This is a genomic window from Streptomyces lucensis JCM 4490, from assembly GCF_014650035.1.
In the GTDB taxonomy this organism is placed as follows: domain Bacteria; phylum Actinomycetota; class Actinomycetes; order Streptomycetales; family Streptomycetaceae; genus Streptomyces; species Streptomyces lucensis.
Window position 1 is genome coordinate 533,318 of the sequence record NZ_BMUE01000001.1, and the last position, 21,271, is coordinate 554,588.

Here is a 21,271-nt window from a genome sequence, read left to right on the forward strand (position 1 = left end):
GAGGACACCGTCATGAAAGAGGACCTGGTCCTCCCGGCCCCGCGCGAGAAGAACGCCGGCGCGGACGGGGAGCCGCTGCTGCGGGTCTCGGGGCTGACCAAGCACTTCCCGGTGAAGGGCGGCTTCCCCGTCCGCCGCACGGTCGGCGCGGTGCAGGCCGTGGACGGCATCGACCTGACCGTGGGGGCCGGTGAGAGCTTCGGCCTGGTCGGCGAGTCGGGCTGCGGCAAGTCGACCACGGGCCGGCTGATCACCCGGCTGATGGAGCCGACGAGCGGCACCATCACCTACCGCGGCCGGGACATCAGCCACGCCTCGCGCAAGGAACTGGCGCCGATCCGCTCCGAGATCCAGATGATCTTCCAGGACCCGTACTCCTCGCTGAACCCGCGGCAGACGGTCGGCAAGATCATCTCCGGACCGATGGAGATCAACGACGTCAACCCGGCCGGCGGGCGCGAGAAGCGCGTCCGCGAGCTGCTGGAGATCGTCGGCCTGAACCCGGAGCACTTCAACCGCTTCCCGCACGAGTTCTCCGGCGGCCAGCGCCAGCGCATCGGCGTCGCCCGCGCCCTGGCCCTGGAACCGAAGCTGATCGTGGCGGACGAGCCGGTCTCGGCCCTGGACGTCTCCATCCAGGCCCAGGTCGTCAACCTGCTGCAGAAGGTGCAGAACGAACTCGGCATCGCGTTCCTCTTCATCGCCCACGACCTCGCGGTCGTACGCCACTTCTCGCAGCGCGTCGCGGTCATGTACCTCGGCAAGATCATCGAGGTGGGCGACCGGAACTCCATCTACAACCGGCCGCGCCACCCCTACACCCACGCGCTGCTGTCCGCCGTGCCCGAGGTGAACCTCTCGACGGACGAGTCGGGTTCACGTGAGCGCATCCGCCTGGCCGGTGACGTGCCGTCCCCCATCTCCCCGCCCTCCGGCTGCCGCTTCCGCACCCGCTGCTGGAAGGCGCAGGAGAGGTGCGCGACGGAGGAACCGCCGCTGCTCCAGATCTCCGGCAACCACGCGGGCCACCTGACGGCCTGCCACTTCCCCGAGGAGCCGACCACCGAGGCACGCGACGAGGACATCGTGCTGGACCCGGCCCTCGCGGCACTGGAGGAGCAGGCCGAGGGCGGGGCGCCGGAGAACGGCCGGGCAGGAGACCTGAAGGGCGACTGAAACACCTCGGAAAGACCGCTGCCCGACGCTGGAGCGCACGAGTGGGCGACCGTCACTCACGGCCGCCCACCCGCCGGATCCGTTCCAACGGAAGGGAGAGCATCGTGGAGCACACCACGCACGCCGATCCGCACGGTGACCAGGGCGCGCTCGGCGACGTCGAGGCCCAGCAGCAGCCCGAGTTCATCCAGGTCCGCCTTCTGGACAAGATCGAGACGATCCAGAACAAGCAGATCGACAGCTGAAACCGGCCGGCACCGGCGGTGGGGCACCGCTCCACCGCCGGTGCCGTCTTCCGGAAGGGAGCACCGTGAAGCTGCCACGGATCAAGGCGGAGCACGCCCCGCACCGCTTCGACGACGGGACCGTCCGGCTCGGCGGCGGGGTCTACGGGGTCGCGGCGGAGATCGCCGATCCGCACGGCTGGATCTGGGAGGCGCTGGCCCTGCTCGACGGCACCGCGTCACCGGACCGCATCGAGCGCCGGCTCGCGGACCGGTACCCCGCGCTGGGGGCCGCCGGCGCCCACCGGCTGCTCACCGAGCTGCTGGCCACCGGCTACGTCGAGGACGCCGCCGCCGTCCCTCCCGAAGGACTGACCGCCCGCGAGCGCGACCGCTACAGCAGGAACCACACCTACTTCCGGTACGTCGACCTGCGCCCCGGCACCGACGCCTGGACCTCCCAGCTGAGGCTGAAGCACGCCCGCGTGACCGTCCTGGGCGTGGGCGGAGCCGGCAGCCACGCCGCCTGGTCACTGGCCGCTGCCGGCGTCGGCGAGCTGCACCTGGTGGACCCGGACCGCGTCGAGGAGTCCAACCTCAGCCGGCAGGCGCTCTACACCGAGGCCGACATCGGCCGGCCCAAGGCGGAGACCGCCGCCCGCCGCCTCGCCGCCGTCAACTCGGCGGGCCGTTACACCCACGAGGCCCGCCGCGCCGACACCGAGGAACAGCTCACCGAGCTCGTCCGGGGCCGCGACGTCTTCGTCCTGTGCGCGGACGAGCCACGCGGCGACGTGATCAGGAAGATGACGAACCGGGTCTGCGCGGCCCTCGGCACACCCTGGGTGTCCGCCGGCTACAGCGGTCCCCTGGCCACGGTCGGCGTGTACGCCCCCGGGGGGCCCTGCTTCGAATGCGTCGGCGCGGGGGAGGAGGCCAAGCTCAAGCCGGGCTGGACGCCCCACCTGGGCACCGCCGGCGCGCTCGCCCCCGCCGCGGGCATCTCCGGACAGCTCATCGCCCATGAGGTGATCTCCCTGCTCACCGGCATCGGCACGACCCCGCCCGGCTTCGTGCGCGGCGTCAACCTGATCGCCCCCGACCAGCACGTGTTCGTCCGTCACCCCGCCCGGCCCGACTGCCCGCTGTGCCGGCCGTGACGGCGGAGCGGGATCCCACGGTCGTCCTGCATCCGCTGGAGGTGCGCCGGGACCGGGACGAGTGGATCGTCGGACGGCAGGGCAACGAGCAGGTCGTGGCGCTGCCCGACACCGGACTGGCCGCGCTGCGGCTGCTGGGCGAGGGCCGCACCGTGCGGGAGACCAGGGCCGCCCTGCGCCGGGACACCGGCCGTGACCTCGACGTCGGCGCCTTCGCCGAGTCGCTCGCCGCGGCCGGGCTGGTGGCCGCGATCGGGGAGCGCCGGTTCGAGAGCGAACCCGTCCCGGTCTCCTTCCCCCGGCTGCGGCAGCGGCACGTCCGCTGGTCCCTGCACCCCCTCCTGCACGCCCTCGTCCTGGCCGTGCCGCTCGCCGGCCTCACGGCCGTCGGCCTGCGGCGACACGCCCTGCCCTCCTGGGACGACCTGGTGTGGGCGCACTACGGCACCGTCAACCTGCTCGTGCAGTCCCTCGTCGCCTGGTGCCTGATCGGCCTGCACGAACTGGCCCACCTGGTGACCGCCCGCGCCGCCGGAGTGGCCGGCCGGGTGCGCCTCGGCACCCGGCTGCAGTTCCTGGTGGCACAGACCGAGGTCTCCGGGATCTGGCTCAAGGACCGCCGCGCACGGCTCACCGTGTACCTGTCCGGCCTCGCCGTGGACGGCGCCGTCTGGGGCGGCTGTCTGCTCGCCCTGGCCGCGGGCGTCCGCTCACCGCTGCTGCCGGTCGCGGCGCTGACCCTGGTCACCTCCTTCGCCAACCAGTGCCTGGTCTTCATGCGCACCGACCTGTACTTCGTCGCCCAGGACCTCACCGGCTGCCGCAACCTCTACAGCGACGCCGGCGCGTACCTCCGCCACCTCGCGGCCCGCCTCCTGCGGCGGCCGAGCCGGGACCCGCTGGCCGGGCTGCGCCCCGGTGAGCGCCGGATGCTGAAGGCGTACGCGGTGGGCGCGGTGGCGGGCACGGCGGTCTGCGTCCTCGTCGGGGTGCGGCTGCTGCTGAGCGTCACCTGGCCCCTGCTGGTCCGCTCCGCCCATCGCCTGGTGACCGCCGCCGACCCGGTGCTGCGGCTGGACGCCCTGGTCACGGTCCTGGTCCTGGCCGGGCTGCAGCTGCTGTGGGCGCGACTGTGGTGGCGCCGGCACGGCACGCGGGTGCGCCGGGCGGCGCGGACCGTACGGAGGTGGGCCGGACCTCGTACGGCCTGAGCGGCCCCGCGCCGCAGCCGGTGTGTGAAGAGGAGGACGGGTAAAGGACGTTGCCCGGCGGTCGTGGCTGGATTACGTTCTGCGGATGCTCACCCCCCGCCTCCGCTTCCGCCTGCTCGGTCCTCTGGAGGTCGAGATCGACGGGCGGCCCGTCGCGCTGACCGGGCGTCAGCGCGGTCTGTGCGCCGTCCTTCTGCTGCACGCGAACCAGGTGGTCTCCGTCGACCGCCTGATCGACCACCTGTGGGACGACCGCCCGCCCGGCGCCGGAGCCGCCCGGGTGCGGGCCCTCGTCGCCGAGGTCCGGCGCGCCCTCGGCCCCGCCGGCCCCCGCATGCTGGTCACCCGGCCACCGGGCTACCTCCTGCACGCCGGGCCCGGCGAACTGGACCTGCTCGCCTTCGAGGACCTCGTCGAGGACGGCTCGCGCGCGGCCGCGAGCGGCGACTGGGAGACCGTACGGCACCGCGCCGAGCGGGCCCTCGGCCTGTGGCGGGGCGAGCCGCTGCCCGACCTGCCCGACTCGGCCGTCCGCGAGGCCGAGTGCCGGCGCCTGGGCGAACTGCACCTGGTGGCAAGGGAGAACGCGGCCGAGGCGGACATCGAGACCGGCCGCCACCGGCAGGCCATCGCCGAGCTGCTGCGCCTGACGGCGGCCCACCCGCTGCGCGAACGCCCGCACGCCCTGCTGATGCGCGCCCTGCGACGGGACGGGCGGACCGCCGAGGCCCTGGAGCTGTACACCGTGCTGCGCCGCCGGATGGTCGACGAGCTCGGCGTGGAACCCTCGGACGGGATGCGGGACCTGCACCTGCGCCTGCTGCGCGGTGACGCCCCGGCCACCGCACCCCCTCCCGGCCGGGCGCGTGGCACGGCGCCCGGGAGCGCGCCGGGGGCCGCACCCGAGCGCCGTGTGCCGCGCCAGCTTCCGCCCGCACCACGCCGTTTCGTCGGCCGCGAGGACGAAGTGCGGCGCCTGGACTTCTGCCTGGACAGCGCCGAGCAGCTCGCCCTGGTCGTCGGTCCGGCCGGGGTCGGCAAGAGCGCCCTGGCCCTGCGCTGGGCGCACCGCGTCGCCGACCGCTTCCCCGACGGACAGCTCTTCCTCGACCTGCGCGGCTTCGACAACGCGGAACCGATGGGCCCGGAGGAGGCCCTGCCGCTGCTGCTCCAGGGGCTGGGCTGCGCCCCGCGCGACATCCCGCTCGGCACCGAGGCGCAGAGCGCCCTGTACCGGACGCTGCTGGCGGACCGCCGGGTCCTGGTGGTCCTGGACGACGTAGCCGACCCCTCCACCGTACGGCTGCTGCGGCCCGCCTCCGCCGGCTCGCTGACCCTGGTGACCAGCCGGGCCAAGCTCAGCGGGCTGGTCACCCTGGACGGGGCGTACCGGATGTCCTGCGACGTCCTCGACGAGCGCGCCGCCCTGGAACTGATCGGCGCCGCGGTCGGCGCGGAGGCCGTCGCGGCGGACCCGCGGGCCGCCGCCGAACTGGTCGAGCTGTGCGACGGCCTGCCGCTCGCCCTGTGCGTGGCCGGCTCCTGGATCGGCGACCGGCCCGGCAGCATCCGCGCCTACGTCCGCGAACTCGCCGACCGCGGCCGGCTGGCCCGGCTGCACGTCGAGGGTGAGGAGAGCGTCGCCGTGCGGGCCGCGCTCGACCTCTCGTACGGCGTGCTGCCACCGGACGCCCGGCGGGCCTTCCGCCTCCTGGGCCTGCTGCCCGGCACCGGCCGCTCGCTCGCCGCGGCCGCCGCCGCCGCGCACACCGACGAGGAGCACGCGGCCGACCTGATGCGGCTGGCCCAGCGGGTGCACCTGCTGCGCGACGTCGACCACGGCCGCCCCGCCTGGCACGACCTCGTGCACGAGTACGCCCGCGACCGCACGGCGGCCGAGGACACCACCGCCGAACGCACCGCTGCCGTGGAACGGGTCCTCGACCACTACCTGCAGGGCGTCACCAACGCGGCCACCACCGCGGGCCTCTACGTCATGCGCGAGCGGCCCGACGCCGTCGAGGGTTCGCTGCCGCGGGAGTTCCGTACGACCGAGGAGGCGTACGCCTGGTTCGACGCCGAGTGGGACGATCTGGCGGCCGCCATCGGCCACGCCGCCGAGCACGGTCCCGCCCGGTACGCGTGGTGGCTGGTCGACGCGTTGCAGGACCTCTTCCACCACCGCCGGCCACTGTCCGACTGGATGCGGCTGGCGACGCTCGCCCGGGACGCCGCCGAGCGCGACGGGGACCGGAAGGGGCAGGTCGCGATGCACATGTCGGTCGGCCACGCCCGCTGGCGCAACGGGGACCTGCGCGGAGCCCTGACCGAGTACGAAAAGGCGGAGGAACTCGCGCGCGAGGCCGAGTGGCTGCACTGGGAGGCCTTCGCGCTGCAGGGCAAGGCCGTCACCCTGAAGCTGCTGGGCGAACCACTGCGCGCCCTGCCCAGCTACCGGCGCGCCCTCACCCTCCAGCGCATCCTCGGCAACGTGAAGAGCGAGGTCATCCTGCTCATCAACACGGCCTCCCTCAATCTGGCACTGGGCCGGATCGCCGCGGCCGAGGCGGCGGTGACCGCGGCGCTCGCCCTGACAGGCGAGACACCGCACCACAACGGCGCGCTGGCCCTGATCAATCTCGCCCTGGTGCGGCAGAAGCAGGCCCGGTTCGCCGAGGCGGAGGCGGCGCTGCGCACCTGCTTCCTCGTCTCCCGTGACTCGGGCTCCACCTACGCCGAGGCGGTGGCCCTGGAGACCCTGGGCCGGGTACGGGCCGACGCGGGTGAGGACGAGCGCGCGCTGGCGGCCTACGAGGACGCGCTGGCCGTCTCGCTGCGGGTGGGGAACCGCAACTGCCAGGTCGACTCGCTGGTGGGACTGGCGTCCGTGAAGCTGCGGGCCGGGCCGGCCGGCGAGGCGGCCGGCCATCTCGACGAGGCCTTCGAGATCGCCGAAAGGACGGGTCACCGCACGGGGCATGTGGAGATCCTGCTGGAGCGTGCCGCCGCCGCCCGCGCGGACGGGCGCCCCGCGACGGCTCTGGACCACCTGGATCGCGCCGCCGGCCTGGCGGCCGACGGCACTCCGCTGACCCTGCCGCGCGTTCAGGTCGCCACCGCGGTGACCCGGCTGGAGGCGGGGGACCCGGCCGGGGCGCTGGAAGCGGCTACCCGGGCGGCCGGCCTGGCCCGCGACTCCGGACAGCACCTGATTCACGCCCGTGCGGCCATGGCCCTGGCCCTCGTCCACGAGGCGCAGGGCCAGCTGGTGTTGGCCGCGTCGGCGCGGGAGGAGGCCACGGCCCTGTTCGACGCGGCAGGCACGCCCGCCCATGCCCGTGCGGCCGTGCCCGGCGCCGGAGGACGGGTGCCCGCGGCCCGGCACCGGCACCAGGAACTGCCCCCCGACCTGGAGGGACGGATCGGCCTGTACCTGTCCGAGCACTTCACCGACACGGCCGGGCCCACCGACACGGCCGGGCCCACCGACACGGCCGGGCCCACCGACACGGCCGGGCCCACCGACACGGCCGGGCCCACCGACACGGCCGGGCCCACCGACACCGCCGGGCCCGGGGGACGCCGGGCGTGAGTCAGCACGAGGCCCCCGCCAGGACGGTGGGGGTCGCGGTGGCGGGCAGCAGACCGGGGTCCCGGGACAGGATCCGTGCGTGCAGCGCCCGCAGTTCGGCGCCGGGCTCACAACCGAGCTGATCGGACATCCGCATGCGCATCGTCCGGAAGCAGCCCAGCGCGTCCGCCTGCCGGCCGCCCCGGTACAGGGCGAGCATCAGCAGGCCCGCGACCTTCTCGTCGAAGGGGTGCATGTCGGCCAGCCAGTTCAGCTGTCGCAGGCACTCGTCGTGCCGGCCGCGGCGCAGGTACAGCTCGGTGCTGCCGACCAGCGCGTCGCGGTGCTCACGCCGCAGCGTCACGCGGGCCGAGTCCGCCCATGCGGTGCGCACGTCGGACAACGGCTCCCCGCGCCACAGGCCCAGCGCCCGCCCGAACAGATCGAGCGCGGCCTCCGTCCGCCCGTCGCGGGCGGCGTGCCGGGCCTCGCGTACCAGGTCACGGAACCGGGCCACGTCGACGCTGTCCTGGCCGACGGCCAGGACGTATCCGCCCCGTTCGCGCACCAGTTCAGGCGCCCGTCCCTCGGTCTCGGCGCCCCCCAGCGCCTTGCGCAGCCGGGTGGCGTGGATGTACAGCGCGTCCCGTGGGTGCTGGGGCCGCCGCTCCGGCCACACGCGCTCCCACAGCACCTCGTCGGACACGAAGGTGCCGGGGTTCCAGACCAGCGTGGCCAGCAGGATCTTCGCGCTGTGCGGCAGCGGCACCTTGTGGCCGGTGCAGGTGCGCGCCTCCACGCAGCCCAGCAGCTGTATGTCCATGGTGTACCCCCGTATCAGTGACCCCTGGGACCACCACGGTGCACGCCGGCTGTTCGGCTGCCGCACGGATCGCGCATGGCCGCCCGCGCGGCCCGGGGCTCAGCGGGCGCGTCGGGCGACGGTGACGATCTCGGGAGCGGCCGGGGTGAGCGGCCCCCGCCGCCAGTCCCCGTACTGCTCGACGACGGTCAGGCCGGCCTCCGTGAGGAAACCTTTCAGCGCCTCGGCGTCCAGGAAGCGGAGGACGCTGTGACTGACCCGGGGGCCGGGCCAGCGGTCGCTGTCGAACGTCTCGGTGAACGGCACCCGCCCGTCCCGCGGTCCGCCGCCCCGGACCTCGTACCTGACCCGTACCTCGGTGCCGTCGGCGGCGGTGACGCGGCGCACCTTCTCCGGGGTCCAGCGCTCCCAGGGGCGGGCGGACGGGTTGCGGGTCTCGAAGACGAAGCGCCCACCGTCGGCGAGGGCCGCCCGGACCGCTCGCAGACAGCCGCGGATCTCCTCGTCCCCGACCAGTGTCTGGAAGGTGTGCCCGGTCATCACGACGAGGTCGAACTCCGCGTCCCACTGCCGCACCCGGGTGTCCCCGAGCACCCACTCGACGTCCGGCCTGCCCCGCCGCGCCTGCACGAGCATGGCGGCGGCGGGATCGAGCCCCATCAGCCTGCCTCCGTGCCCCTCGGCCCGGGCCCGGCGCAGCAACTGCCCGGTGCCGCACCCGATGTCCAGCACCGAGCGGGCCCGTCTCACGAGGTCCAGGTAGAAGTCGTCACTCGGCCCCCAGGGGTTGAGGCTGTCGTAGAGCGCGGCGAGCGAGAGATCTGCGAACGAGTGATCCACCACCGAGGCAGTCTGTCACACCGTATTGAACGGTGGGTCAGGACAGGCGCACTCGTCGAACTCGGCGCGCCGCCCCATCGGTTGACGCCGCATGGACGCCTCGCGCCGTGTCCTCCCCGAGCGGGCGTGCAGGCCTCGCCGGCCGCCGCGGTGCTCCCGGCCTGTCACTCACGGTGGCCGGACGCGTGTCCTCCGTGTCCCGGCGAGAAGTGGCTCCGTGACCGCGCGAAGGCCCGCCGCCACGCCCGTGAGTCCGATTCGCGGCATATCGCCGGCGTCTCACGTGGTGGCGTCAGGACGGCCCCGGAGCGGCCCACGCGGCCGCCCTCCGAAGGGCCGCGGTGACGACGACGTTGATCCACGGCTCGTCGGCGTGTCCCGCCGCGGCCGCCTCCAGCCGGATCCACAGGGACGTGCGGGTCCACGCGGCGAAACGGCGGTGCGCCGTGGCGGCGGAGACCCCGAACCACGGCGGTAACTGCCGCCATGTGCAGCCGGAGGTCAGCACGTACACCACCGCCGTGAAGGTCCGCCGGTCGTTCAGCGGTGCCGTGCCGCCACCTTGACGGCGTCCCGTGAAGCCCGGAAGCAGCGGCTCGGCCACGGCCCACATCTCGTCCGGCACCAGCCGTCGGGCCAGCTCGTATTCCATCGTCCCCCCATTCCGCACCGGGATTTCCCCATTCCGCATTCCCGGCTCCAAGTGCTTTGCGTGAGACCACATGAGACGGCGATTCACGCAGTGCTGTGCCGAAACCGTGCCCGGCCTGTCGACTATGGCCTCACGACGGCCGCTCTGTCCACAGCCGGCGGGCCTGATAACTGAACGTGCAATTCCTCTTGAAACCGGTGGCGGGACGGTTCCCGAGCGCATTCACCACCGCTTGCGCGACCCGTTGACATGCCTGCACCAAGGGAGGTAAACCTGTCGAGCGTTGATCGGGGGGTGTAATCCTGATGGTGTGAACGAGGCGGTCCCCAAAGAAATAACCGGTGACTCATACTTATGTCGCCGGGTCCTTTATCGCGACTACCGTTCATTGCGTGAGTCGACTCCTGGTCGGAATCGATCCTGCTATTTCCTGGCATTCCTTTTCGTCTTCTCCCATGAGCACCCGAGATATCGGGTACGTCGTCCGGACCTCCGGCGGCGCAGTGCACCACCGAAAAGATGAGGAGATCGCCATGAAGAAGATCGCCGTCCGCAAGGCCGGGACCGTCCGTCTGACGTCCGCCGCCGCGTCCACCTACTGCTGCGGCACCGCCTGATCCAGGGCAGGTGCGCGCCGGGCCCCCTTGCCCGGCGCGCACCGCGAACCGGCCGCCGACCAGTGAGGTGAGGCAGTGACGACAACGCCGTCCCCGGACTTCGACCGACCCGTGCGGCTGCATCCGCTGACTTACCTGGAGGAGGGGGAGGAAGTCACCGTCGGCCGGGCCGACATCGACTCCTACGGCCTCTTCCCGCCCGACGGCGCCGAGTTGTTACGCCGACTCGAGGCCGGCACCCCGCCGAACGCCGCGGCACGCTGGTACACCGAGCAGTACGGCGAGCAGCTGGACATGGCGGAGTTCCTCGAAGTCCTCGAGGAGCTGGAACTCGTGGTGCGCGACGGGGAGCAGGTGGCCGCGCCCACCGGCCCCGTGCGCTGGCAGCGACTCGGCGCCGCCGTCTTCTCCCCGGCCGCATGGGCCGTCTACGGCGTGCTCGTGGCCGCCGCTCTCGTCGCCATGGTCCGGCAGCCCGATCTGGCGCCGCACTACCAGAACCTGTTCTTCACGCACAGCTCGCTGGTGCTGCTCACCCTCGGCATCGTGCTCGGCCAGGTGCCGTGGATCCTGCTGCACGAAGCGGCCCACGCGCTCGCCGGGCGCCGCCTCGGCCTGAACTCGACGCTGTCGATCAACCGCCGCTTCTACTACGTGGTCTTCGTGACGGCCCTGGACGGCCTGGTCGCCGTGCCGCGCCGCAAGCGGTACCTGCCGATGCTCGCCGGAATGATCACGGACGTGCTGGTCATCAGCGCCCTCACCCTCGGGGCGGCGGTCCTGCCGGACGGCAGCGGCGCCACCGGCGTCCTGCGCCGGCTGCTGCTGTCCATGGCCTTCGCGGTCGTCCTCCGGCTGGTCTGGCAGTTCTACTTCTTCCTGCGCACCGACCTGTACTACCTCGCCATCACCGTGCTCGGCTGCAACGACCTGCAGACGACCGCACGTCAGATGCTCCGCAACCGCCTGATGCGGCTGCTGCGCATGCCCGGCCGCGTCGTGGACGAGAGCGGGTGGGGCGAACGTGACCGGCAGGTCGCGCGCTGGTACTCGTGGCTGATGCCGGCCGGCTACGTCTTCCTCACCGTCACGTTGCTGACCGCGGCAATCCCCACGGGCATACGCCTGACCGAGGTGGCCGTGCACAAGCTCGGCACCGACTTCTCCCCGGCCAACGTCGCCGACGTACTGACGTTCCTCGTCCTCAACTTCTGGGAGCCGGTCCTCGCCGCCTACCTGGCGCTGCGCGCGTGGCGACGTGGCCGCACCAAGGCTCCGGCCACCACCGCGAAGGAGACCGCACATGCAGCAGGCTGAGTCCGTGCCCCTCGCCCATCTCGGCGTCCAGGGCGGAACGAAGCACGACCGGGCCACAGCCGTCGACGGCCTCCCGCTGCCGCCCGCGCTCCTGCCCACGGTGGACTGCCACCGAAGGCTGCGCGGCCCGTACACCGCGGCCGGAACCATCGCCCGCGCGCTCGTCCCCGACGTGCTCGCGGTCGCTCCCGACCTGGTGCGGCGCCACGACATCGAACTCCTCTCGGCCGCACCGGAGCTGGCCGCCCTGGTCCCCAACTCCCGCGAGACGCTCACCTCCATGGCACTGCCCGCGGAGCGCACCCGCTTCTACGCCCTGCTGCGCACCCGGCGGATCGCCAACGGGCTGGTGGAGTTCGTCCGCGACGCGCTGCGCGCGCTCGGCCACGACGGACCCCGGCGCCTGGTGGTGGAGAACGTCGAGCACGCCGAGACGACCGACGAGGAGTTCCTGGCCGCGCTGGTGCGCCGCGTCGACCCCGGCGTACTGACCGTGGTCCTGTGCGGCGCGCGGCCCGCGGACCCCGGCGGCGTACTGGCGCCCATGCTGGACCGCCACACGAAGACCGTGCCGGTGAGCCCCCTCGACGCCACCCCGGCGGCCACCCCCGCCTCCGTGTCCGTCCAGGACGACCCGGCGTGGCGCTGGGTCGCCGCCGACGGTGTGCTCGACGGTCCGGACGGCGACGCCGCCCGCACCGCCTACGAGGCGCTGCCCGCCGCGCGGCGCGCCGCCCTCCACGACCGCCGGGCCGCGCACCTGCGCGAGGCGGGGGAGTTCTCGCTCACCCTGGGCGCGCTCCCGTACCACCTCGAACGCGGCAGCGCGCCGGCCGCCGAAGCGGTGCCCGCCCTGTGGGCCGCCTCGGACCACTGCCTCGTCAACGGCTTCTACACGGCGGTCGCCGACTTCGGCCGCCGCGGCCAGGAACTGGTCGACGGCCGCGCGGACACCGCACAGTGGTGGAAGTTCGGCGTGCAGCTCGGTCTCGCCCTGTCCATACTCGGCCGGACGAAAGAGGCGGAGGCCGTCTACGACGAGGCACGGCTGCTGTCGACCGACCCGGCGGTGCACATGGCGTGCGCCTACTCCACCGCCATGCTCTACACGCGCCACAACGACGCCGCCGACCGGGACGAGAAGAAGGCCAAGGCCCTCCTCAACGGAGCGATCGCCACCGCCTCGCTGCTCGGTGACCGGGTGGAGCGCGCGTTCCAGAGCGCCTTCTACCGCAACGGCCGCGCCCTCGTGGAGGTCAACCTCGGCGACCCCCAGGAGGCGCTGCGGCTGGTCACCGAGTGCATCGACGACCTCGACCGGCGGCTGACTCCCGAGGAGCACCGGCTGCACCGCTCGGTGCTCCGGAACAACCGCGCCCGGGTGTACGCGGGTCTCGGGCGGCTGGACGAAGCGCTCGCCGACTACGCGGTGGTCGTCGAGCAGGACCCCAACCACGCCGAGCACTACCTGGAGCGCGGCAACCTGTTCCGCCGCCTCGGCCGGAACGAGGAGGCCCTGGCGGACTACACCCGTGCCCTCACCCTGTCCCCGCCGTTCCCGGAGATCTACTACAACCGCGGTGACCTGCGGCTGAGCGAGGGCGACGTCGAGGGAGCGCTCGCCGACCTCAGCTACGTCATCGAACAGGACCCGGAGTTCGTGGACGCCTACATCAACCGCGCCGGCATCCACCTCGACGCCGGCGACCCCGTCGCCGCGCTCGCCGACGCCCAAACAGGGCTGCGGCTCGACCCCGGCAACGCCCACCTGCACGCCGCCGCCGGACAGGCGCTCGCCGAGAGCGGGGCGGCGGCCGAGGCGGAAGCCGCCTACGACCGTGCGGTGGAGGCCGATCCCGCCCTGGTCAGCGCCCTGTCCGGGCGGGCCGCGGTCCGCTACGAGGCCGGGCGCCGCGAAGAGGCCCTCGACGACCTGTCCCGGGCCGTCGAACTCGACCCCAAGGACGCCGCGCTGCGCTACAACCGGGCCTTCCTCCACCAGGAGCAGGGCAGGCTGCCTGAGGCCCTCGCCGATCTGGAGCTGGCCGCCGTGCTCGACCCGGAGGACGCGGAGATCGCCGAGGCGCTCGCCGCGCTGCGCGGCCCGGACGCCGCGTGACGACGGCCCCGGGGAGCGCGGTGGCGGCCGGGGACGGACCCGGTGCGACGCAGCGGCGTGCCGCACCGGCCGGTCCCGGCGCGCGAGCGCTGCGCGAGGTCCTCGGCCGGTACGCGACGGGCGTCACCGTGGTCACCTGCGGGCCGCTCCACGCACCGACCGGGGTGACCGTCAACTCCTTCACCTCGGTGTCCCTGAACCCGCCCCTGATCCTGTGGTGTCTGGCGCGCTCCTCCCGGAGCCGGGAGGCGTTCACGACCGCCGAGTACTTCGCCGTCAACGTCCTGGCGGCCGGGCAGCGCGACCTGGCCACCCGTTTCTCCGGCCCGGCCGACCGCTTCCAGGGCCTCACCCCGAGGCCCGGCCCCCGCGGAGAACCGCTGCTCCCCGGCGCCGCGGCGGTACTGTGCTGCCGCCGCACCGCCGTGGTGCCGGCCGGCGACCACCTGGTGTTCCTCGGCGCGGTCGAGCACCACGCCCGCACCGCCGACCGCACCCTCCTGTTCGCCGACGGCGCCTACCACGAGGGCCCGCCCCCACCGCTCCCACCGGGGGGCGCACGGCCTGGGTGACCGCCGGGACCGGATCCGTACCTCTTCCCCGTGGGCGGTTCTCAGTACTTGATGACCCACATCATTTTCGGAGAGTAGGTGCGCCCGTGATTGATGAGAACGCGCTTGCCGCACGAAACCTTGCCGCTGACGACCTTGAAGGTGCCGCACTGGAGCGCGCCGAGGGTGGTTGTGGCGTGGTTCTGCAGGCTGCTGAAGAACAGCGGGTGAGCGTCCATGAGGTGCCGGCCGTACACGGGCTTGTCCCTTCCGGCGTCACCCAGGCACCAGTCACTGCGGGCGGAGCCGTAGTTGCACAGCTTCGACCCCATGTTTTCCCACCACTGGTCCGGCTTGGCCTTGCACTTCTCCTGCGTGATCTTCTTGTTCATGCCGTTCCACTCAAGGCACTTGCCCGTGTCCTTGTTGATGATCTGGAAGAAGCCATGGGCATAGGCCTGGGCCGGTGAGGCCGGGGTGAAGATGGCGAAGACGAGCGCCAGGACGGCGACGAGAAGCCCGGAATTCCGTATGCGCTTCAAGAGTTTTCCCCTCAACTATCAGTGTTCGGTCGGACACTGGCAGTTGCAATCATGTTCATGACGTAGGAGTGGCGTAAAGGGATCTGAGCAACTGTTGAGCCTCCTGATGTTGTGAGGTTCCGCGTTCACCGGCGCAGACCGAAGAAGGCCCGCGCTTGGGTAAGCGCGGGCCTTCGTCCCCTGGAGCGGACGTTCATGGGCTCGGGTCAATGGGCCGGGAAGGTCCGTTCCGCAAGGGGGCGGCTGACGGGAAAGGGGTGTGTCAGGCCGCCGCCTCGGGGTCCTTGGAGAGACGGGGAGCCGGGATGGTCTCCGTGGTCTCAGGATAGTGGCACGCCGTCAGGTGGCCGGGCTTGTTGCCGTCCACCTGGACCAGCGGCGGGGCCTCGGTCGCGCACTTCTCCGTCGCCTTCCAGCAGCGGGTGCGGAAGCGGCAGCCGGAGGGCGGGTTGATCGGCGAGGGCACGTCGCCGACCAGGCGGATGCGCTCACGCGGCTCCTCGTCCACCGTGGCCTCCGGCACGGCCGACAGCAGGGCCCGGGTGTACGGGTGGCGCGGGTTGCCGTACAGGTCCTCGCGGTCCGCGATCTCGACGATCTTGCCGAGGTACATCACCGCGACACGCTGCGAGAAGTGCCGCACGATCGCCAGGTCGTGGGCGATGAAGACGAAGGCGATGCCGAGCTCCTGCTGCACCTTCTGCAGCAGGTTGACGACCTGGGCCTGGATGGAGACGTCCAGGGCCGAGACCGGCTCGTCCGCCACGATCAGCTTCGGTTCCAGGGCCAAGGCGCGGGCGACGCCGATGCGCTGGCGCTGACCGCCGGAGAACTCGTGCGGGAAGCGGTTGTAGTGCTCCGGGTTCAGGCCGACGATCTCCAGCAGCTCGCGGACGCGCTTCTCGCGCCCGCCGGCCGGGTTGACGTCGTTGATCTCCATCGGTCCGGAGATGATCTTGCCGACCGTCTGCCGCGGGTTCAGCGAGGCGTACGGGTCCTGGAAGATCATCTGGATCTCGGAGCGGATCGGCGCCAGCTGCTTGCGGCCCGCGTGCGTGATGTCCTGACCGCGGTAGGTGATCTTGCCGCCGGTCGGCTCCAGAAGGCGCGTGATCAGCCGGCCCGTGGTCGACTTGCCGCAGCCCGACTCGCCGACGAGGCCCAGGCTCTCTCCCTCGGCGACCTGGAAGTCCAGCCCGTCCACGGCCTGCACCGCGCCGACGGTCCGCCGGATCGGGAAACCGCCCTTGATCGGAAAGTGCTTCGTCAGCCCGGAGACGTCCAGGAGGGGGTTGTTGCTCATGGTCGTGATGTCCCGTCTGTGTCCGTCAGTTGTGCCGGGTTGCGGCGAAGTCGGCGAAGAGTTCCTGCTTCTGCGCGTCGGTGAGGTGGCAGGCGGACCCGCGGTCCTCGACCAGCTCCAGCAGCGGGCGCTCGGTGGAGCACCGGTCGCCAACGACCTTGTCGGCGAAGGCGCAGCGCGGGTGGAAGCGGCAGCCGGACGGCGGGTTGAGCAGTGAGGGCGGCGAGCCGGGGATGGGCGTCAGCGGCACGTCCACCGCCCCGTGCAGGCTCGGCATGGAGTTGAGCAGGCCCAGGGTGTAGGGGTGCTGGGGGTCGCTCAGCACCTCCTTCTTCGTGCCGCGCTCCACGCACCGGCCGCCGTACATCACCAGCACGTCGTCCGCGATGTCGGCGATGACACCGAGGTCGTGGGTGATGAAGATGATCGCGGTGCCGAACTCCTGCTGGAGGTCCTTGAGCAGGTCCATGATCTGAGCCTGGACCGTCACGTCGAGCGCCGTGGTCGGCTCGTCGGCGATCAGCAGCTCCGGGTCGCAGACCAGTGCCATGGCGATCATCGCGCGCTGGCGCATACCGCCGGAGAACTGGTGCGGGTAGTCGTCGACCCGCATGTCCGGCTGCGGGATCCCGACCCGGCGCAGCATCTCGATCGCGCGCTTGCGCGCCTCGGACTTGGAGCAGCCCGTGTGCTTGCGGTAGGTCTCGCCGATCTGCGTGCCGATGGTGTGGTACGGCGACAGCGAGGCCAGCGCGTCCTGGAAGATCATGGACATCTTGTTGCCGCGCAGCCGCTCCAGCTCCTTCTCGGAGGCGCTGAGCAGCTCCTTGCCGTCGAGGAGGATCTCGCCCTCGATGGCGGTGCGGTCGCGGTCGTGCAGGCCCAGGATCGTCAGGTTCGTCACCGACTTGCCGGAACCGGACTCACCCACGATGCCGAGGGTCTGGCCCTTGACCAGGTCGAAGCTGAGCCCGTCGACGGCCTTGACGATGCCGTCCTCGGTGGAGAAGTGGACCTTCAGGTCCTTGATGGAGAGGAACGGCTGCTGATCGGTGCTCGTCACGGGGACGCTCCTGGGGATGATGCGAGGGGTAGGGGGCGGGGGCGGAGGTCAGGCGAGCCGGATCCGCGGGTCGATGAGGGCGTACACGGCATCGACGACGATGTTGAAGACGACGATCGCGCCGGCGGAGAGGAGGGTGACGCCGAGCACCATGGGCAGGTCGCTCTTGTTCACGGCGTCGAGCGCGAGCCGGCCGACGCCCTGGAGGCTGAAGACGGACTCGGTGATGATCGCGCCGCCGATGAGGGTGCCGAGGTCGACGCCGAAGATGGTGACGATCGGGCCCATCGCGCCGCGCCAGGCGAAGCGGAGGAAGACGTTGCTCCGCGAGAGTCCCTTGGCGCGGGCCGTGCGGACGTAGTCCTCGCTGAGCTGCTCCACGAGCTGCGAGCGGGACATACGCGTGTAGTTCGCGGTGAAGATGATGGCGAGGACGAGCCACGGCAGCAGCAGGCCGGAGAACCAGTCGGCAGGGCTCTCGGTGATCGGCGTGTACGACGGGTTGTCGAGGATGCCCATCTTGAAGACGAGGAAGTACATCGCGATGTACCCGACGAAGTAGATCTGCAGCGAGGAACCGAGCAGCGAGGCCGAGCTGGCGACCTTGTCCTGCCACTTGCCCTGCTTGAGGGCCGCGATCATGCCCGCGCCCACACCGAAGATGAGGAAGACGACGGCCGCACCGAAGGCGAGCGAGAGGGTCAGCGGGAGCCGGTCCAGGATCGTGCCGAGGACGGGCTCGCGGTTGGCGAACGAGTAGCCGAGGCAGGGCGCGCTGCAGTCGCCGAAGTCGCCGTAGCTGCGCCCGACGAAGATGCCCTTGAGCCAGTACCAGTACTGGACCGGGATCGGGTGGTCGATGCCCAGGTTGTGCCGCACCTGCTTGAGCATGTCGGGCGTGCAGTTCTTGCCGCAGGACATCATGGCGGGGTCACGCGGAATGGCGTAGAAGAGCCAGAACGTGACCGCGCTGATGATCAGCAAGATGACCAGCGCGCCGAGGAGTCGGCGGACGAGGAAGCGGAACATGGGGCGTGACTTTCCGGACGGGGCGCCGTCGCCGGGGTGAGGGGGTGGGCCGGAGGGGGCGGCCAGGTCGTGGCCGCCCCCGATGGGTCGTGCGCGCTTACTTCTTGGCGTACAGCTTGCAGAGCGCGATGCAGGTGTTGCCGGCGTCGAACACGACGTTGCCGACCTTCGAGCCGTGCATCCAGTTGCGGATGGAGTGGTAGTCCGGGACCACGGCCGCCAGCTCCATGATCTGACGGTCGACCTTGCCCCAGGCCTTGTTGGCCTCCTCCGGGTCCGCGATCTTCGCGGCGGCGTCGATCGCCTTGTTGACGCTCGGGTCGTTCAGCTGGGCGTAGTTGCTGCGGCCGTCGCCGATGTTCTTGCCGCTCCAGCAGGGGTAGAAGACCGAGTAGCCGTTCGGCCAGTCCGGGCTCCAGCCGGCGGCGAACAGGTCGAAGTCGTTGTCGACCTTGCCGATCTGCGTGTAGAACGTCGACTTGTCGACCTGCTTGTTGACGACCTGGAAGCCGGCGGCCTCCAGCGCGTTCTTGATCGCGACGGCGGACTTCACCGCGTTGTCGGAGTGCTGGTAGGCGATGACCAGCTTCTGGCCGAGCTTGCCGGCCTCCTTCAGCAGGGCCTTGGCCTTGGCGGGGTCGCCACCGGGCTTCTTGTCCACGCCGTAGAGGTCGAACTTCTCGTAACCGGGCGTCACCGGGCTGAGGATGGTGGTGGCCAGCTCGCTGGTGGCCTTGCCGCCGCGGATGGTCTGCAGCTGCTGGTGCGGCCACGCCCAGTTGATAGCCTGGCGGACCTTGACGTCCTTGACCCGGGTCATGTTGATCGGCCAGTAGTAGGTGACCGTGTCGACCTGGGTGAGGACGCGCTCCTTGTACTTCGCGTTGGTGAGGACCTGCGCGATGCGCTCCGGGGCGACCTCGTTGAAGATCGACATCGTGTACTGGTCGTTCCCCTTGTCCGCCATGTAGCGGTCGGTGGAGGCGATCAGCTCGAAGCCGAACTGGAAGACGTACTTGTCCGGGTAGGCGTTGCGGATCGGGTCCGTCGCGGCGTCCCAGTGCTCGTTGCGCACGTAGGTGAGCGACTTGCCGATCTTGCGGTCACCGATCTTGTAGGGGCCGCAGGAGAACGGGCGCTTGTCGTACTTCTCCTTGGTGTCGTGCTTCTTCGGCACCAGGGAGTAGCCGCGCATCGCGAGGGTGTAGTTGAAGTCCGTGCGGGCTTCGGTGAGGTGGAACGTGATGGTCTTGCCGGAGATCTCGAGCGAGTCGAGGTGCTTGCCGCTGTAGGGGCCCTTGTACTTGTCGCCGCCGACCAGCCACTGCTGCACGTAGCGCGGGCCCTCGGTGACGAAGCTCGCGAAGAGACGCTCGAAGGTGTGGCGGAGGTCGTCCATGGAGACCTCGGCGCCGTCCTCCCACTTGATGCCGTCCTTGAGGGTGAACGACCAGGTCTTGCCGCCGTTCTTCATGGTGCCGGCGTCGGTGGCCGCGTCGCCGACGAGGGTGCAGTTGCCCTTGTCGTCGATCTTGTAGCCGGTCAGACCACGCATGATCGGGACGGTGATGGCGCCCTCGGTCGAGACGTAGATCTGGGCCGGGTCCATGTGGTCCATGTCGAACTGGTCGAGCGAGTAGATCGTCCCGCCCTTGACGGCGCCCTTGACCTCGGGGGCCGGACCCGCCGAGTCGGCCTTGGTGCCGACCGGGATGTTGACGGCCTCGGACTTGCTGACCGACGGCACGTTGTCGCGGGAGCCCTTGGAGTCGCTGCTGCTGCAGGCGCTCAGCACCGAGGTGGAGGCTGCCGCCACACCAGTGGCGATCAGGAAGTTTCTACGAGAAAAGGACATGCTGAGCCTGCCTAGAAGGTTGATCGGAACAGACGGGACCAGCCGGGTGTCACCGCCCCGGGCCGGGTGGTACTGCGTTGTTACCGCTTCGACTTCGGGTCGAGAGCGTCGCGCACGGAGTCGCCGAGCAGATTGAAGGCGAGGACGAAGATCACCATGGCGAGGCCCGGGAAGAGCATGAAGGTGATGTCCTCGGTGTAGAACGTGGCGCCGCGGCCGATCATCACGCCCCAGTCGGGAGTGGGGTCGGTGACGCCGACACCGAGGAAGGCCAGTCCCGCCTCGGCGGTCACGTACGCCGGCAGCATCAGCGTGGACTGGATGATGATCGGAGTCCACAGGTTGGGCAGCAACTCCTTGAACACGATGCGCATCGGAGACGCGCCCGTGACCTTCGCCGCCTCGACGAACTCGCGCTCACGCAGGCCGAGTACCTGGCCGCGCAGCAGACGGGCGATGGACGCCCAGCCGAAAGCGGCCAGCACGACGATCAGGGAGAAGACGATCAGCGAGGTCGGGGTGTTGTCGTCCGGATTGACGAAGATGCCGTAGACGACCGGCATGAAGGCGATGAAGAAAAGCGTGGACGGGAACGAGAGCAGGATGTCGATGACCCGGCCGACGAGGTAGTCGGTCTTGCCGCCCAGGTAGCCGGCCGTGACGCCGATCACGACGCCGACCACCGTGGTGAGGATCGTGGCCGCCGCCGCGATGCCCAGGGAGTTCCGGATCGCGTACAGCAGGAACGTGAACACGTCCCGGCCGAGCTGGGGCTCGATGCCGAACCAGAACTCGGAGCTCATGCCGCCGTTGGGACCGGCGGGGTACGCGAACGCGTCGAGCAGGTCTGGGCGGTCGCTCGCGTAGGTGGTGTACGGGTCCTTGCCGTACAGCTTGGCTATGAGCGGTGCCGCGAGCCCGATCACGAAGAAGAAGATCACGATGCACGCCGATATGACGCCCGTCCGGTCACGCTTGAAGCGCTTCCAGGCCAGTCGCCCGGGGGAGCGCCCCTCGCTGCCCTTCGGGTCGCCGGAAGTGGTCGACTTCACGACGGACTCGTCGGTCACCTCAAGGGGGACGGCCGCAGATGGAGTTGGGAGGGTCATGGTGCTCCTGGCCCAAGGGGTCTGATGACTCCGCAGGGCACTCCCCTACGGGCTACGCCGGACTTTTTCAACGCAATTCATTCAAGGTCAATAAATTCTCGGCCGCCTT

18 protein-coding genes are annotated in these 21,271 nt (G+C 71.1%); 9 read left to right on the forward strand and 9 right to left on the reverse strand.

Features of this window, described 5'->3' with window-relative positions:
• The first annotated feature begins 12 nt into the window (after positions 1-12).
• The 5 genes from IE177_RS02420 to IE177_RS02440 all read left to right on the forward strand — a co-directional run bounded on the left by IE177_RS02420 (position 13) and on the right by IE177_RS02440 (position 7,363).
• On the forward strand, positions 13-1,176 hold the full coding sequence (locus tag IE177_RS02420; RefSeq protein ID WP_190013005.1) for an ABC transporter ATP-binding protein: 1,164 nt from the start codon (positions 13-15) through the stop codon (positions 1,174-1,176).
• Between the two features lie 104 nt (positions 1,177-1,280).
• Entirely contained in the window at positions 1,281-1,421 is a 141-nt protein-coding gene (locus IE177_RS02425; RefSeq protein WP_190013006.1) for a hypothetical protein, read from the forward strand.
• A gap of 65 nt (positions 1,422-1,486) precedes the next feature.
• On the forward strand, positions 1,487-2,560 hold the full coding sequence (locus IE177_RS02430; protein WP_190013007.1) for a HesA/MoeB/ThiF family protein: 1,074 nt from the start codon (positions 1,487-1,489) through the stop codon (positions 2,558-2,560).
• Positions 2,548-3,771 carry a hypothetical protein gene (locus IE177_RS02435; RefSeq protein ID WP_190013008.1) on the forward strand — a complete coding sequence of 408 codons (1,224 nt, stop codon included), beginning with the start codon at positions 2,548-2,550 and terminating at the stop codon, positions 3,769-3,771. Before IE177_RS02430 ends, IE177_RS02435 begins: the two co-directional genes overlap by 13 nt.
• Positions 3,772-3,856: 85 nt before the next feature.
• On the forward strand, positions 3,857-7,363 hold the full coding sequence (locus IE177_RS02440; protein ID WP_190013009.1) for an AfsR/SARP family transcriptional regulator: 3,507 nt from the start codon (positions 3,857-3,859) through the stop codon (positions 7,361-7,363).
• Position 7,364: 1 nt separating this feature from the next.
• Here IE177_RS02440 and IE177_RS02445 read toward each other — a convergent pair whose 3' ends face one another.
• The 3 genes from IE177_RS02445 to IE177_RS02455 form a co-directional block, all read right to left on the reverse strand.
• Entirely contained in the window at positions 7,365-8,165 is an 801-nt protein-coding gene (locus tag IE177_RS02445; RefSeq protein WP_190013010.1) for an AfsR/SARP family transcriptional regulator, read from the reverse strand.
• Between the two features lie 99 nt (positions 8,166-8,264).
• Entirely contained in the window at positions 8,265-9,008 is a 744-nt protein-coding gene (locus IE177_RS02450) for a class I SAM-dependent methyltransferase (RefSeq protein ID WP_190013011.1), read from the reverse strand.
• Positions 9,009-9,297: 289 nt separating this feature from the next.
• Positions 9,298-9,657 carry a transposase gene (locus IE177_RS02455; protein WP_190013012.1) on the reverse strand — a complete coding sequence of 120 codons (360 nt, stop codon included), beginning with the start codon at positions 9,655-9,657 and terminating at the stop codon, positions 9,298-9,300.
• A gap of 455 nt (positions 9,658-10,112) precedes the next feature.
• On the opposite strand from IE177_RS02455, the gene IE177_RS02460 reads away from it, so the two are divergent.
• The 4 genes from IE177_RS02460 to IE177_RS02475 all read left to right on the forward strand — a co-directional run bounded on the left by IE177_RS02460 (position 10,113) and on the right by IE177_RS02475 (position 14,282).
• The gene (locus IE177_RS02460; RefSeq protein WP_190013013.1) at positions 10,113-10,274 is read left to right on the forward strand and encodes a hypothetical protein; all 162 of its coding nucleotides are present in this window, start codon (positions 10,113-10,115) and stop codon (positions 10,272-10,274) included.
• A gap of 75 nt (positions 10,275-10,349) precedes the next feature.
• Entirely contained in the window at positions 10,350-11,591 is a 1,242-nt protein-coding gene (locus tag IE177_RS02465; protein ID WP_190013014.1) for a hypothetical protein, read from the forward strand.
• The gene (locus IE177_RS02470; RefSeq protein ID WP_190013015.1) at positions 11,578-13,710 is read left to right on the forward strand and encodes a tetratricopeptide repeat protein; all 2,133 of its coding nucleotides are present in this window, start codon (positions 11,578-11,580) and stop codon (positions 13,708-13,710) included. Before IE177_RS02465 ends, IE177_RS02470 begins: the two co-directional genes overlap by 14 nt.
• Positions 13,707-14,282 carry a flavin reductase family protein gene (locus tag IE177_RS02475; protein WP_229815859.1) on the forward strand — a complete coding sequence of 192 codons (576 nt, stop codon included), beginning with the start codon at positions 13,707-13,709 and terminating at the stop codon, positions 14,280-14,282. Before IE177_RS02470 ends, IE177_RS02475 begins: the two co-directional genes overlap by 4 nt.
• Before the next feature lie 41 nt (positions 14,283-14,323).
• Here IE177_RS02475 and IE177_RS02480 read toward each other — a convergent pair whose 3' ends face one another.
• The 6 genes from IE177_RS02480 to IE177_RS02505 form a co-directional block, all read right to left on the reverse strand.
• On the reverse strand, positions 14,324-14,803 hold the full coding sequence (locus IE177_RS02480; RefSeq protein ID WP_190013016.1) for a hypothetical protein: 480 nt from the start codon (positions 14,801-14,803) through the stop codon (positions 14,324-14,326).
• Between the two features lie 262 nt (positions 14,804-15,065).
• Entirely contained in the window at positions 15,066-16,106 is a 1,041-nt protein-coding gene (locus tag IE177_RS02485) for an ABC transporter ATP-binding protein (RefSeq protein ID WP_190013017.1), read from the reverse strand.
• Between the two features lie 25 nt (positions 16,107-16,131).
• On the reverse strand, positions 16,132-17,169 hold the full coding sequence (locus IE177_RS02490; protein WP_190013018.1) for an ABC transporter ATP-binding protein: 1,038 nt from the start codon (positions 17,167-17,169) through the stop codon (positions 16,132-16,134).
• 48 nt (positions 17,170-17,217) lie between these two features.
• Complete coding sequence (locus IE177_RS02495; protein ID WP_190013019.1) at positions 17,218-18,198, reverse strand: ABC transporter permease; 981 nt, start codon at positions 18,196-18,198, stop codon at positions 17,218-17,220.
• A gap of 97 nt (positions 18,199-18,295) precedes the next feature.
• A complete protein-coding gene (locus IE177_RS02500; RefSeq protein WP_190013020.1) occupies positions 18,296-20,053 on the reverse strand; it encodes an ABC transporter substrate-binding protein in 1,758 nt (585 codons plus the stop codon).
• 80 nt (positions 20,054-20,133) lie between these two features.
• Positions 20,134-21,162, reverse strand: coding sequence for an ABC transporter permease (locus IE177_RS02505; protein WP_190013021.1), 1,029 nt, complete (start codon positions 21,160-21,162; stop codon positions 20,134-20,136).
• Between the last annotated feature and the right edge of the window lie 109 nt (positions 21,163-21,271).

Bases quoted from the DNA above. Each gene is read 5' to 3' on its own strand.
- IE177_RS02485 (WP_190013017.1), bottom strand. From the start codon at position 16,106: ATGAGCAACAACCCCCTCCTGGACGTCTCCGGGCTGACGAAGCACTTT.
- IE177_RS02460 (WP_190013013.1), top strand. From the start codon at position 10,113: ATGAGCACCCGAGATATCGGGTACGTCGTCCGGACCTCCGGCGGCGCA.
- IE177_RS02500 (WP_190013020.1), bottom strand. From the start codon at position 20,053: ATGTCCTTTTCTCGTAGAAACTTCCTGATCGCCACTGGTGTGGCGGCA.
- IE177_RS02495 (WP_190013019.1), bottom strand. From the start codon at position 18,198: ATGTTCCGCTTCCTCGTCCGCCGACTCCTCGGCGCGCTGGTCATCTTG.
- IE177_RS02455 (WP_190013012.1), bottom strand. From the start codon at position 9,657: ATGGAATACGAGCTGGCCCGACGGCTGGTGCCGGACGAGATGTGGGCC.
- IE177_RS02420 (WP_190013005.1), top strand. From the start codon at position 13: ATGAAAGAGGACCTGGTCCTCCCGGCCCCGCGCGAGAAGAACGCCGGC.
- IE177_RS02445 (WP_190013010.1), bottom strand. From the start codon at position 8,165: ATGGACATACAGCTGCTGGGCTGCGTGGAGGCGCGCACCTGCACCGGC.
- IE177_RS02440 (WP_190013009.1), top strand. From the start codon at position 3,857: ATGCTCACCCCCCGCCTCCGCTTCCGCCTGCTCGGTCCTCTGGAGGTC.
- IE177_RS02505 (WP_190013021.1), bottom strand. From the start codon at position 21,162: ATGACCCTCCCAACTCCATCTGCGGCCGTCCCCCTTGAGGTGACCGAC.
- IE177_RS02470 (WP_190013015.1), top strand. From the start codon at position 11,578: ATGCAGCAGGCTGAGTCCGTGCCCCTCGCCCATCTCGGCGTCCAGGGC.